The sequence below is a fragment of the Microbacterium sp. ZW T2_14 genome (assembly GCF_044987405.1).
Taxonomy (GTDB): domain Bacteria; phylum Actinomycetota; class Actinomycetes; order Actinomycetales; family Microbacteriaceae; genus Microbacterium.
Genome location: NZ_JBJDRK010000042.1, coordinates 29,718 through 42,841, shown reverse-complemented (window position 1 = coordinate 42,841; position 13,124 = coordinate 29,718). Strand labels below are relative to the sequence as shown.

General features: G+C 70.0%; 10 protein-coding genes. 4 read left to right on the top strand and 6 right to left on the bottom strand.

Features of this window, described 5'->3' with window-relative positions:
- Nucleotides 1–618: aminotransferase class V-fold PLP-dependent enzyme (locus ACI3KY_RS14465; RefSeq protein ID WP_404930856.1), on the bottom strand; the 618-nt coding region annotated here is incomplete at its 3' end.
- Between the two features lie 119 nt (nt 619–737).
- On the opposite strand from ACI3KY_RS14465, the gene glgX reads away from it, so the two are divergent.
- The 3 genes from glgX to glgB all read left to right on the top strand — a co-directional run bounded on the left by glgX (nt 738) and on the right by glgB (nt 7,154).
- The gene (gene glgX / locus ACI3KY_RS14460) at nt 738–2,822 is read left to right on the top strand and encodes a glycogen debranching protein GlgX (RefSeq protein ID WP_404930854.1); all 2,085 of its coding nucleotides are present in this window, start codon (nt 738–740) and stop codon (nt 2,820–2,822) included.
- Nucleotides 2,823–2,964: 142 nt separating this feature from the next.
- Nucleotides 2,965–4,980: a maltotransferase domain-containing protein gene (locus ACI3KY_RS14455; RefSeq protein WP_404930855.1), complete on the top strand. Its 2,016-nt coding sequence runs from the start codon at nt 2,965–2,967 to the stop codon at nt 4,978–4,980.
- Nucleotides 4,977–7,154: a 1,4-alpha-glucan branching protein GlgB gene (gene glgB / locus ACI3KY_RS14450; protein WP_404930853.1), complete on the top strand. Its 2,178-nt coding sequence runs from the start codon at nt 4,977–4,979 to the stop codon at nt 7,152–7,154. Before ACI3KY_RS14455 ends, glgB begins: the two co-directional genes overlap by 4 nt.
- Before the next feature lie 45 nt (nt 7,155–7,199).
- Here the strand turns inward: glgB and ACI3KY_RS14445 are convergent, their stop codons facing one another.
- Nucleotides 7,200–8,165: a tetratricopeptide repeat protein gene (locus tag ACI3KY_RS14445; protein ID WP_404930852.1), complete on the bottom strand. Its 966-nt coding sequence runs from the start codon at nt 8,163–8,165 to the stop codon at nt 7,200–7,202.
- A complete protein-coding gene (locus ACI3KY_RS14440; protein WP_404930851.1) occupies nt 8,162–10,027 on the bottom strand; it encodes a glycosyl transferase in 1,866 nt (621 codons plus the stop codon). Before ACI3KY_RS14440 ends, ACI3KY_RS14445 begins: the two co-directional genes overlap by 4 nt.
- 178 nt (nt 10,028–10,205) lie before the next feature.
- On the opposite strand from ACI3KY_RS14440, the gene ACI3KY_RS14435 reads away from it, so the two are divergent.
- A complete protein-coding gene (locus tag ACI3KY_RS14435) occupies nt 10,206–11,273 on the top strand; it encodes an AI-2E family transporter (RefSeq protein ID WP_404930850.1) in 1,068 nt (355 codons plus the stop codon).
- A gap of 51 nt (nt 11,274–11,324) precedes the next feature.
- On the opposite strand, the gene ACI3KY_RS14430 is transcribed toward ACI3KY_RS14435, so the two are convergent.
- From ACI3KY_RS14430 to ACI3KY_RS14420, 3 genes are read right to left on the bottom strand one after another with little or no spacing between them, the layout of a single operon-like run.
- Nucleotides 11,325–12,053 (bottom strand): alpha/beta hydrolase, encoded by a 729-nt coding sequence (locus tag ACI3KY_RS14430; RefSeq protein ID WP_404930849.1) that lies wholly within the window; start codon nt 12,051–12,053, stop codon nt 11,325–11,327.
- Nucleotide 12,054: 1 nt separating this feature from the next.
- Nucleotides 12,055–12,339 carry a hypothetical protein gene (locus ACI3KY_RS14425; protein ID WP_404930848.1) on the bottom strand — a complete coding sequence of 95 codons (285 nt, stop codon included), beginning with the start codon at nt 12,337–12,339 and terminating at the stop codon, nt 12,055–12,057.
- 3 nt (nt 12,340–12,342) lie between these two features.
- Complete coding sequence (locus ACI3KY_RS14420; protein WP_404930847.1) at nt 12,343–13,107, bottom strand: lytic transglycosylase domain-containing protein; 765 nt, start codon at nt 13,105–13,107, stop codon at nt 12,343–12,345.
- Nucleotides 13,108–13,124 lie beyond the last annotated feature (17 nt).

Here is a 13,124-nt window from a genome sequence, read left to right as displayed (position 1 = left end):
GTGCGCCGACACGCTCAGCGCGACCAGACCAGCGCGTCCGCGGGCCTCGCCGCGCCACGCCCGGAACGACACCGGCACGTGCCCGAATGCGGCGACGGCATCCATGTGCAGCGGCACGCGGGCCTCTGTCGCCGCCGCGCCCAGCGCTGCGGCATCGTTGACGGTGCCGGCTTCGTTGTTGGCGACCAGAGCGGTGGCGAGAGCGGCGCCCGGGAGTGCTGCGGCGAAGGCCGAGGGCCGGATGCGGGCGACGGCGTCGATGCCGACATGACGCACCCGCGCGCCCTGGGTCTCGAGCCACCCCACGGCGTCGAGCGTCGCGTGATGCTCGCCGTCCGGCAGCACGACAGCGTCCGCATCGGTGGGGCGCGCCCACCACAGACCCTTGACGGCGAGGTTCACGGCCTCGGTGCCACCGGAGGTGAAGACGATCTCGATCGGATCCGCGTCGATCACCGCGGCGAGCCGCTCGCGCGACTCTTCGAGCACCCGACGCGCATGCTGGCCGGCACCGTGGATCGACGACGCGTTGCCGACCGTCGTGGCCGCATCGAGCCAGGCATCCCGTGCCTCGGGCCGCAGCGGCGCCGTCGCCGCGTGGTCCAGATACACGCGCAGATCGCCCATCGCCCTGATCCCCCTCGTGATCATGTCCCCACGGCTGCACCCGAGTCTCAAGGAGCACGGGACCGGGTCTCGTAACAAGTCCGACTCGGACCATGGTTATGGTAGTCCGCATGGTCAGCCCGCAGTCCGTCCTCTCGCCGCCAGCCGCGGCGCTGCTGAGCCCGCAGCTCGACGGGCTGGGTGTCGTGCTGGATGCCGACGGCGGCCGGCTGCGCGTCTGGTCCGGCGCGGCGGACGCCGTCGACCTCGTCGTGTTCGACGACACGGACCTCGATTGGATCACGGCGACCGAGCCGCTCGCCGCGATCGGCGGCGGGGTGTGGGAGGTCACGACTCCTCTGCTGCGCCCGGGTGTCCGCTATGCCATCCGCGTCGACGGCCCTCCGGGTGCCGGCAACACGTTCAACCGGGGCACGCTCCTGCTCGACCCGTACGCGCGCGGCCTCGACCGCACCGGCTACGACGGGTGGCGATCGGCCGTCGTCGAGGGGTCGTTCGACTGGGGCGGCGTCTCCAAGCCCGCGGTCCCGCTGGACCGCACCGTCATCTACGAGGGCCACCTCAAGGGCCTGTCGAAGCGGCATCCCGATGTTCCCGGAGCCCTGCGCGGGACGTATGCCGGGCTCGCCCATCCCGCCATGGTCCAGCATTTCCTGGACCTCGGCGTCACGAGCATCGAACTCCTCCCGGTCCACGCCTTCGCCACGGAGCCGAGACTGCTCCAGCACGGTCTCGCGAACTACTGGGGCTACAACTCGCTCGGATTCTTCTCCCCGCACGGCGCGTACGCCACGGAGGACGCGCGTCGCCAAGGCCCTGAGGCGGTCCTGCGGGAGTTCAAGGGCATGGTGCGCCTCCTCCACGAGGCCGGGCTCGAGGTGATCCTCGACGTGGTCTACAACCACACCGCCGAAGAAGGCATCGGCGGTCCCCGCTCGAGCCTGCGCGGCATCGACAACCGCGCGTACTACCGCCAGCAGGACGACGGCGTGTACATCGACGTCACCGGCTGCGGCAATTCCCTGGACACCTCGACGGATGCCGCGGCCCGCCTGGTGCTGGACTCGCTGCGGTACTGGGCGAACGACGTGCAGATCGACGGCTTCCGCTTCGACCTCGCCGCGACGCTCGGCCGCGACCGGACGCATGTCTTCACGCCGGAGCACCCGCTGCTGCGCGCGATCGTGGACGACCCCGCACTGGCGGGTGTCAAGAAGATCGCAGAGCCGTGGGACGTCGGCATGGGCGGCTGGCAGACCGGCAACTTCGGGGACGGCTGGAGCGAGTGGAACGACCGCTACCGCGATCGCGTCCGCAACTTCTGGCTGAGCGACGTCGACTACGCGCGGCGCGCGTCCACCTCGCCCGTCGGGATCGGCGGCTTCGCGAACCGCCTCGCCGGCTCGGCGAACACCTTCGCCGACGAGCGCGGCCCTCTCGCGGGAGTGAACTTCGTGACGGCGCACGACGGTTTCACGCTGCGTGATCTGGTCTCGTACGACGTCAAGCACAACGTCGGCAACGGGGAGCACAACCGCGACGGCGCCGACACGAACCGCTCCTTCAACCACGGTGCCGAAGGCCCCACGGACGACCAGGCGATCCTCGCCACGCGACGCAAGGCGATGCGCAACCTGCTCGGCACGCTCCTTCTCTCGGCCGGCGTGCCCATGCTGACGGCGGGCGACGAGTTCGCACGCACGCAGCGGGGCAACAACAACGCCTACTGCCACGACTCCGCGCTCACCTGGCTGTCGTGGGAGCACGCCCCATGGCAGCGGGATCTGTACGCGCATGTGCGTCACCTCCTGCGACTGCGCCGGGAGAACCCGGCCCTGCGCCCCGGCCGCTTCGCGCGGCTCGGCGAACGCACGCCGTCGGCATCCGTCATGGAGTGGTACGACGAGAACGGCCAGACCATGTCGATCGAGCGGTGGACCGACCCCGCGCACCGCACGCTGCAGTACGTGGCCGCCTCGACGCCCGAGTTCGAGGGGTTCAACCGCGTCCTCCTCATGATCCACGGCACTGAGCGGCCGACCACCGTCACGCTGCCGGACGTGGACGGCGTGACGCGGTACGCATCGCTGTGGTCCAGCGCCGACGAGACGCCGTCCGAGGCCCAGCCGGTCTTCGCGCCCGGCGACGCGATCGCCCTCGCCGGCACGACCATGCGCCTCTTCCGTGCCGAGTAGACCGGCTGCGATCCGGCGGCGGCCCGCCGTCACGTCGCTGTCATCCCGGTCGGACGCGCGATAGGTTCGACACGTGGTCACGACGACGCGCTCTCAGCGCTCCCGCCCCTGGCGGAGCGCCTCGGCCCTCCCTGTCCGCGACATCCGTGCCTGGCAGGCAGAACGCGACACCGCAGCGCGGCGTGTTCCCCTCGCTCAGCCGTCACCGGCCGTCCCCTGGGGTGATTACCGACCCAAGGCCTTCCACGGCGAGGTCGTGCCGTTCCGCGTCACGGCATTCCGCGAGGGACACGATCGCATCGGCGTGCAGGTGCGTCTCTTCTCGCCGTCCGGAGACGAATCGCTGCATCGCCTGCACGCGCTGAACGACGGATTCGACCGTTGGCAGACCGAAGTGGCGCTGCTCGAGCAGGGCATCTGGCACTTCCGCTTCGAGTCCTTCGGCGACGACTTCGCGACGTGGGAGCATGCCGCCTCGGTCAAGATCGCGGCGGGTGTGGATGCCGCGGTCATGCGCGAGCTCGGAGCTCTGCTCTTCGAGCGCGCCGGAACCGAGAAGGGGCGCCCGGCGGCCGAACGGCGCGCACTCGGCGCCGCGGCGGCATCACTCCGGGACTCCGCCGTCGACGACATCGGAGCGCTCGCCATCGTCGAGGATCCGGCGATCGCGGACTTCTTCGAGGCGCGCCCCCTCATGTCGCTGGAAACGATCGGCGACGACTTCGAGCTCCTGGTCGAGCGGGAGCGCGCCGGTGTCGGCGCCTGGTACGAGTTCTTCCCCCGCTCCGAGGGCGCCCGCCGCCTCAAGGACGGCACCGTGAAGAGCGGCACTTTCCGCACCGCAGCCAAACGGCTGCCGGCGGTGGCCGAGATGGGCTTCGACGTCCTCTATCTGCCGCCGATCCATCCGATCGGCACCGTGAACCGCAAGGGGCCGAACAACACGCTCGAGGCCCGTCCGGAAGATCCCGGCTCTCCGTGGGCCATCGGCTCGGCAGCCGGGGGACACGACGCGGTCCACCCCGACCTCGGCACGCTCGCCGACTTCCGGGCGTTCGTGCGCAGCGCGCGCGCCGTGGGGATCGAGGTCGCCCTCGATCTCGCCCTGCAGGCGGCGCCCGACCACCCCTGGGTCGCCGCGCACCCCGAGTGGTTCACGACGCTCCCCGACGGCTCCATCGCGTTCGCCGAGAACCCGCCGAAGAAGTACCAGGACATCTACCCGGTCAACTTCGACAACGATCCGGCGGGCATCCGTGCCGAGGTGCTCCGGATCGTGCGCCACTGGATAGCGCAGGGAGTGCGCATCTTCCGCGTGGACAACCCGCACACGAAGCCGCTGCAGTTCTGGGAGTGGCTCATCGCCACCATCACCGCGGAGGAGCCCGACGTGGTCTTCCTCGCCGAGGCGTTCACGCGGCCTGCGCCGATGCAGAGTCTCGCCGCCGCCGGCTTCCAGCAGAGCTACACGTACTTCGCCTGGCGCAACACCAAGACCGAGCTCGAAGAGTTCCTGTCCGCGCTCGCGCACGAGACCGACGACTTCCTCCGTCCGAACCTCTTCGTCAACACGCCCGACATCCTCACCGAGTACCTGCAGTTCGGTGGGCGCGCCGCCTACCGCATCCGTGCCGCCATCGCGGCCACCGCGGCACCGAGCTACGGCGTGTACGCCGGCTACGAGCTCTACGAGAACGTGGCGCGCCCGGGCTCCGAGGAGAACATCGACAACGAGAAGTACGAGTACAAGTTCCGGGATTGGGCCGGCGCCGTCGAGCACGGCGATTCGCTGGCCCCGTTCCTCGCGCGGCTCAACGAGATCCGTCGCGCGCACCCCGCACTCCGCCAGCTGCGCAACCTCAGCGTCCACTGGAGCGACGACGACGCGATCCTGGTCTACGCCAAGCACCTCGACGCGGCGCTCTCGCCCGACGGTCGCAGCGACACCATCATCGTCGTGGTCAACACCGATCCCCACTCGGTGCGCCAGACCATGGTCCACCTCGACACCCGCATCTGGGGCGTCGAGCCCGGTTCGCCGTACGAGGTCGAAGACCTCGTGACCGGCGCCCGATGGACGTGGGCGGACCACAACTACGTGATGCTGGACGCGTTCACCGAGCCGGTCCATATCCTCCATGTGAAAGGGCCGCGATGACGCTCTCCGACCAGATCCTCGATGCCGTCTCGACGGGCACCTACCACGACCCTCACGCCGTGCTCGGCATCCATCCCGACACGGATGCCGAAGGCACGGCGACGTGGACGATCCGCGCCCGCCGGCCCCTCGCCCGGAGTGTCACGGCCGTCTTCGCCGACGGCACGCGCGTGCCGCTCGAGCACGTGCGGGCCGGGATCTGGGAGGGCACGCGCGCCGGCGGGCTGGCCCGCTACGAACTGCTCGCCACGTACGCGCAGGGACCGGACTACGTCGCGGACGACCCGTACCGTCACACCCCGACGATCGGCGAGCTCGACCTGCATCTGATCGCAGAAGGGCGCCACGAAGAGCTGTGGCGCGCGCTCGGCGCGCACGAACGGGAGCACGACGGCACGATGGGCACCGCCTTCGCCGTGTGGGCGCCCAACGCGCGCGCGGTGCGGGTCGTCGGCGACTTCAACGGGTGGGACGGCCAGGGCCACGCCATGCGCTCCATGGGCGCGAGCGGCGTGTGGGAGATCTTCGTGCCGCGCATCGGCCAGGGCACGACCTACAAGTTCGAGCTGCGGGGGCGCTCCGGCGAATGGGCGCTCAAGGCCGATCCGATGGCCCGGTTCGCCGAGGTGCCTCCGGCCACGGCATCCGTCGTCGTCGGCTCGTCCTACTCCTGGGGCGACACCGCCTGGCTGGCGGAGCGCGCCCGCTCGACCCCCGTGTCGCGGCCGATGTCGGTCTACGAGCTGCACTTCGGCTCCTGGCGTCAGGGACTGACCTACCGAGGCGCCGCGGACGAGCTGATCGACTACGTCACCGGGCAGGGATTCACCCACGTCGAATTCCTCCCGCTCGCCGAGCACCCCTTCGGCGGCTCGTGGGGCTATCAGGTCACCGGCTACTACGCGCCCACCAGCCGGTTCGGGCACCCCGACGACCTGCGGTACCTCATCGACAGGCTCCACCAGGCCGGCATCGGCGTGATCATGGACTGGGTTCCGGGCCATTTCCCGAAGGATGCCTTCGCGCTGGCCCGGTTCGACGGCGAGCCGCTGTACGAGCACGCCGACCCCCGCCGTGGCGAGCACCGCGAGTGGGGCACCTACATCTTCGACTACGGCCGCAGCGAGGTGCGCAACTTCCTGGTGGCGAACGCCCTGTACTGGTTCGAGGAGTTCCACGTCGACGGACTGCGCGTCGACGCCGTCGCCTCGATGCTGTACCTCGACTACTCGCGCAACGAGGGCGAGTGGGCGCCGAACGTGCACGGCGGTCGCGAGAACCTCGAGGCGATCCGCTTCCTGCAGGAGGTCAACGCCACCGCGTACAAGCGCTATCCCGGCATCGCGATGATCGCCGAGGAGTCGACCAGCTTCCCCGGTGTGACGGCTCCCACGAGCCAGGCGGGCCTCGGATTCGGCTTCAAGTGGAACATGGGCTGGATGAACGACTCGCTCCAGTACATCAAGCGCGATCCGATCTACCGGGCGCACCACGAGGGCGAGCTGTCGTTCTCGTTCGTGTACGCGTTCAGCGAGAACTACGTGCTGCCGATCAGCCATGACGAGGTCGTCCACGGCAAGGGAAGCCTGTTCGGCCGGATGCCGGGCGACCACTGGCAGCAGCTCGCGAACATGCGTGCGTTCCTCGCCTACATGTGGGGCCACCCCGGCAAGCAGCTGCTGTTCATGGGCCAGGAGTTCGGTCAGCTCTCGGAGTGGTCCGAGGGACGCTCACTCGACTGGTGGCTGCTCGATCAGCCCACGCACGCCCAGCTGCAGCAGTTCGTCGGCGTTCTGAACCGCGTGTACCGCGAGCAGTCCGCCCTGTGGGCGCGTGACAGCGACGGTGCGGCCTTCACCCGGATCGGCTCCCCCACGTGGAACCCGAACGTCATCGCGTTCGCACGGCGCGACTGGCACGGCAACACGATCGTGGTGGTGGCCAACTTCTCGGGCCAGCCGCTGACGTCGTACGAGCTGGACCTGCCCGAGAGCGGCGTCTGGCACGAGATCCTGAACACCGACGCGCAGGCGTATGGAGGGTCGGGCGCCGGGAACCTGGGCGTCGTCCACGCGGGCGCGAGTGGCCGCGCATCTCTCGTGCTGCCGCCGCTGGGTGTGCTGTGGCTGCGTCACGAGACGAGTGCGCATATCCCCTCGCCCACGCAGGGCTGAGCGGACAGCCCTCGGAACAGCCCCGCTGTCAGAACAGCTGCGTCCTCAGAACAGCAGCGAGGCGAGGCGACCGCGCGCCGCGATGACGCGCGGATCCGCGTCACCCACCAGCCCGAACAGCTCCACGAGCCGCTCACGCACCGGCGCGCGCTCGTCCGCCGGCAGCTGCGCGAACAGATCGAGCAGGCGCGCGAACGCATCCTCGACGTGTCCGCCCGTGATGTCGAGGTCGGCCACGGTCAGCTGGGCGGGGATGTCCAAGGGAGCGGACGCCGCGGCCGCACGTGCCGCCTGCAGATCGACGCCCTGCACGCGGAGCAGGAGCTGCACCTGTCCGAGTCCGGCGCGCGCCTCGGCGTCGCGGGGGTTCTCGGCGAGGGCCTTCTCGTACGCGCGGACGGCGCGAGCGTAGTCGCCCTCCTCGATCGCCTCGAAGGCCTCGGCGTGCAGCGGCGGCAGCGCGGGTTCGGCGGGCGCCTCTTCCGCGGCCTCACCGTCGACGGCGGCCGAGCCGGTCACGCCGTTCTGCGCCGCGAGCTGGAGGAGCTGCGCGAACACCTCGCGCACCTGCTGCTCCGGCACCGCTCCGGTGAACATCTGCACCGGCTGCCCGGCCACGAGGGCGACGACCATCGGGATCGACTGCGCCCGGAACGCCTGTGACAGCTGCGGATTGGCGTCGACGTCGACCTTCGCCAGGACGAGCCGACCACCGAGCTCGAGCACCACCTTCTCGAGGACGGGGCTCAGCTGCTTGCACGGGCCGCACCACTCGGCCCACAGGTCGACGACCACGGGAACGGTCCGTGACAGCTCGAGCACCTGGGGGAACGTCTCGTCGGTGACGTCGAGCACCAGGGACGGCACGAGGACGCCGGCGCCGGGGACGGGAGCGTTGTCACCGGCCACCGCCGGTCCGGAGGCAGCCGGTCCGGCGGATGCCGGCCGATTGCGCAGGGTGGACAGGTCGACGGCACCGCGCAGCGAGGCGCCCAGAGTGGGATCGGTCACGGAAGAACCTTCGCATCGAGGATGTCGGACGAGTAACCGAGCAGGCGGATCTTCTCGTTGGACCCGGGGCCGGGCACGTAGAAGAACACCTGATCGCTGTAGGTGGTCTCGAACCCTGTCGGCGACTGCTCCGCGCCGGCGAGGGTCTTCACGGACGGATTCTTCTCGCCGGACTTGATCACCGCTTCCGGGACCGTGGGCGTCGCGGTCTCGATCTCGTTGATGTTCACCGCGACGATGGCCCCGCTCTCGACGGTCTGCAGCGCGTAGGGCACCTGCGGCCCCGCCGCCGACGTGAACACGAGCTGTCCGGTCCCGGCGGCGGTCGTGTTGAAGTCCGCGAGCCGGCGCTCCCGGTCGGCGGCGATGCTCGTCCGCAACTGGTCGCCGTCGACTTCGAAGAGCTCGTAGGAGGGGCTGGCTTCGCCGTTGTTGATCACGTCGGCGTACGCTGCTGCGAGCTCGTCGGGCGGCATCACGAGGAAGGGAGAGTCGGGTTCGACAGCCGGAGCGCCGATGTACGAGGGCGCCAGATCCGGCAACGACGTCGACGCTTCGAGGCTGCCGACGTAGGCGAGCTTGTAGTCGGCCCACTGATCCTGCTGCGTCAGCACCATGATGCTCGACGTCTTCGACTCCTCGTCGTCGGCGACCGCGATCACCGAGCGCGGCCACTCGTCGTACGCCTGGGGCAGCACGATCTCGAGGGGCTTGGAGAGGATGGGCGGCGGAGCCGGGTGGTCCGGGAGCGCGGCGCGCAGCTTGTAGTTCGTGTCGCGGGCGGCCAGCGCGGCCCCCTCCAGGCGCGTGTCGGCGAGGTCGCCGTCGAGCGCCGCGTCGGCATCGGCGACGGTCGAGGCGATCCGGGTGAGGATGCGCTCAGCCTGCGCTTTGGTGACCGCAGGGGCCTGCTGGCCCTCGGGCGCGATCACCGTCGCCGTCGGGGACGGCGTCGCCGAGGGTGCGAGCTGGGGCCAGGCGTCGGCGGAGCAGCCGGTGAACAGCAGGGCTGAGACGGCGATGACAGGCAGGACGGCGAACGCACGGCGTCCGCTCGCGACGGCACGGCGCGAGTTCGGGGTGCTGCTGATCACGCCCTTGCCATCGCCATCGCCATCGACCGCGATGTCGATCGGCTCGGTCACAGGCAGCGGCAGCCCCTTGCGGCGCGGCCCGCGCTTCCGGCGGGCGTGACGGATGCCGAGGATGTAGAGGAACACGCCGATGGCCATGAGGATGCCGCCACCGACGATCAGCGGACCCGCCCACGGCGTCGAGCTCTGCAGCGGCCAGGTCACGGTCACCTTGCTCGGCGCGGGTGCGGTGCCGTCGGCGGCGACAAGCACGCTCATCTCCTCCGGCAGCTGCAGCGGAGCGATCAGAAGATCCTTCTGCTGGTACTCATCCAGCCAGAGATCCGAACCCACGGGGCTGCGGCCGGCGGCGGGCGCGGCATCCGACGATGCATCAGCGGCTGTGTCCTCCGGCGCGGCGCCCTCGGCGGGGGCTTCCGGCGTCGCACCGGCGATGGCATCGACCTCCGGCTCCACGACCGCGGTCTCGACCTTGCCGTCACCCTTCAGCGTGACGTGCGTGTACGTCGTGTCGGAAAGCCAGGCCTCCATGTCGGCCGTGCGGCCGTAGGAGGCGAAGAGATCGCCGTCGGCCTGGGCGCGCAGCGTCTGCGTGCCGGGCATCTGGGTGAGGACCGCGCCGTCGATCAACAGGTACGGCGTCTTCTCTTCGACCGAGATCGTCGCCGTCTCGGTCCGAGGTCCCTGGAAGATCGTCCGCTGAGCGATACCCGCACCGATCATCACGGTGGCGAGGACGAACGCCAGCACCGCCCACACGAAACGCACGAAGAACACCTTTCCCGGACGCGCACACGAAGCGCGAACCTTCGATTCGACATTTCAGACTAGCGGGGATGACCTGGGAGGCGCGTGGGAGGGAGCATTCCACGGACTGGGCGCATGGCATGCGTATCCTGGGCGGACACGATCGGATCGGCACGAAGTCGATCGGCAGGGGGACTCGATGAAGCTGCACAGCCCGTTCCGCACCGCGCTGCTCGCGACGTTGGGTGTCGGTCTCGGACTGCTCCTCATCGGCAGCATCCAGAACCTCCAGACCATCCTGCTGTACGTGGGCACCGCCCTGTTCCTTTCCCTGGGCCTGGACCCGATCGTCGCCTGGCTCGAGCGACGCAAGCTCCCCCGCTGGGCCGCGGTGCTCATCACGATCCTCGGGGTGCTGGCCGTCTTCGCCGGCATCATCCTCATGGTGGTGCCGATCATCGTGCAGCAGATCGGGCAGCTGGTGGCGGCCATCCAGAAACTGGCCGAGGACGGCATGTTCGACGACCCCGTCGGAGCGATCCAGGACTGGCTGCACACCGTCTTCCCGGCGCTCAACGTCGATGAGGTCTGGAGCTACATCGAGGACTGGTACGCGTCGCTCGATGTCGGGGCCATCGGCAGCGAGGTCGGCGGCAGCATCATCACGATCATCGGTGCGCTCGTCGCCGGTTTCGCCGGCGCCTTCATCGTGCTGATCCTGACCATCTACTTCACGGCCTCCACGCCCAGCCTGAAGCGGTCGGTCTATCAGCTGGTGCCGGCATCGAAGCGTGCCCGCTTCATGGACCTCGGCGAGCAGATCACCGACTCCGTCGGCTACTACGTCATCGGTCAGGTGACGCTCGGTCTCATCAACGGTGTGCTGAGCGCGATCTTCCTGTCGATCATCAAGGCGCCGTTCCCCGCCGTGCTGGCGGTCATCGCGTTCTTCTTCTCGCTGATCCCGCTCGTCGGCACGCTCACCGGCTCGATCATCATCGTGCTGACGTGTCTCGTTGTCGGCTCACCGACCACCGCCCTGATCGCCGCCATCTACTACCTGATCTACATGCAGATCGAGGCCTATGTCATCTCGCCGCGCATCATGGGCCGGGCCGTGTCGGTGCCGGGAGCGGTCGTCGTGATCGCCGCGCTCGCGGGTGGCTCACTGCTCGGGCTGCTCGGCGCGCTCGTCGCGATCCCCGTGGCCGCCAGCATCCTGATCATTTATCGCCAGGTCGTGATCCCCCGCCAGAACGAGCGCTGACGTCAGGGCGAGCCCTCCCCGCACCTTGGGGTGTGGTGGCGTCCGTGCTGGTCAGCCCTCTGCGGCGACAGGACCGTGCCACTCCAGTGGGAGCGGCAGTGCATCGGGATTGACGGCCGCGACGATCTCGGTCAGCACCCGGCGTGTCTGGTTCTCCCCCACCCACAGGTGCTTGCCGCCTTCGACCGGGATCAGGACCGCGCCCGGCACGCTCGCGAAGCGCTCGGCCGCGGCGTCCGGTCGCAGATAGTCGTCGAACTCGGGCACCAGCACGATCAGCCGCCTGTCATCCCCCGCCCACGCGGCGATCTCCTCCGCAGTCGCCCGGTGCAGCGGCGGCGACAGCAGCACCGCACCCTCGATCGCGTGGTCACGGCCGTACTTGAGGGCGAGCTCGGTCCCGAACGACCAGCCGACCAGCCAGGGGCGCGGCAGGCCGCGACTGTGGACGAAGTCCATGGCCGCCGCGACATCGAAAGCCTCGGCACGGCCGCCGTCGAACGAGCCGTCGCTCGTGCCGCGCGGCGACGTGGTGCCGCGGGTGTTGAAGCGGAGGACCGCGAGGTCCGCCAGAGCGGGAAGCCGCCCGGCCGCCTTGCGGATGATGTGCGAGTCCATGAATCCGCCGGCGGTCGGGAGCGGATGCAGCGTCACGAGCGTCGCGACCGGCTCCCGGTCCTCCGGCAACGCGAGCTCGCCCACGAGGCTCAGGCCGTCGAGCGTCTCGAGCTCGACCTCCTCCCGCCGCGCGGGCAGCAGCATCGGTCCGCGGATCTCCATGTCATGCCACCTTCCAGCAGTGCTGATGCCAGTGCCGACGAGCTGCCAGGTCGGCGGCATCGCCCAGCACCCCGTCCGCGCGCCAGGCCACCAGATGTGCGACCCCGATATCGATCTGACGACCGCATCCCGGGCACGTGTACGCCTTCTGCGCCTGAGCGGTCGAGACGGGCTGCACGATCCACTCCACGCCGCGCCGCATCTCGCTGCGCTTCCAGCCGGCGAGGAGTCGCTCGAACGACCCGTCGCCGCTCGAGCCAGGACGACGGCGGTTGGACCTCGGCACGACTCAATACCAGCCCGTGCGCTGAGAGTGGTCCCAGGCCCCGCACGGTGTGCCGTAGCGCCCGCCGACGTAGCCGAGACCCCAGGAGATCTGCGTCGCGGGGTTGGTCTCCCAGTCGGCGCCGGCGGTCGCCATCTTGCTGCCCGGCAGGGCCTGTGGGATGCCGTAGGCGCCGCTGCCCGCGTTATAGGCGTTCACCCGCCAGCCCGACTCCTTGTTCCACAGGGCCACCAGGCACGCGAACTGATCGTCGCCCCACCCGCGGGCGCGCACCATGTCGTACGCGATGGCCTGCGCGGTCCCCGGATCGGGTGTCACGAACGGCGGACGCCAGCCACCGCCCGACGAGGCGGGGGTCGGCGCAACGGTCGGCGTCGGCGTCGGCTTCGGCTTCACGTAGACGGAGTACCCGCCGCGGTCGAGCGTCGCAGGCTCCGCCGAGGCCAGGCTCTCATCGCCGGCGATCGACTGGACGTCGTCGAGCGAGCTGGCGTACAGCGACACGTGCGGTTCCTCTTCGACACTGGCCTGGGCGAGCGCGAGGCCGGTCGGCCCGATGTAGGCGACGACGAAGCCCAGCACGGCGAACGCGGCGAACGCCCCGAGCACCCCGCGGCGGCGTGACCACCGGGCGGTCGGCCGCGCAGACACGCGCGCCGCTGCCGCCGGCGCGGCCGCCGGGGACGAGAGGACCCGGCCCGTCGGCCGTGTCGACACCTCGTGACGACGGGCGCGTCTGGTCGGGTGCAGCTCGTTTCCAGAAGTCACAGTGCCCCGATTCTCGC

What these genes read in the sequence shown, in the direction of transcription:
- glgX (WP_404930854.1), top strand. Translation starts at nt 738, where the DNA reads ATGGTCAGCCCGCAGTCCGTCCTCTCGCCGCCAGCCGCGGCGCTGCTG.
- glgB (WP_404930853.1), top strand. Translation starts at nt 4,977, where the DNA reads ATGACGCTCTCCGACCAGATCCTCGATGCCGTCTCGACGGGCACCTAC.
- ACI3KY_RS14435 (WP_404930850.1), top strand. Translation starts at nt 10,206, where the DNA reads ATGAAGCTGCACAGCCCGTTCCGCACCGCGCTGCTCGCGACGTTGGGT.
- ACI3KY_RS14430 (WP_404930849.1), bottom strand. Translation starts at nt 12,053, where the DNA reads ATGGAGATCCGCGGACCGATGCTGCTGCCCGCGCGGCGGGAGGAGGTC.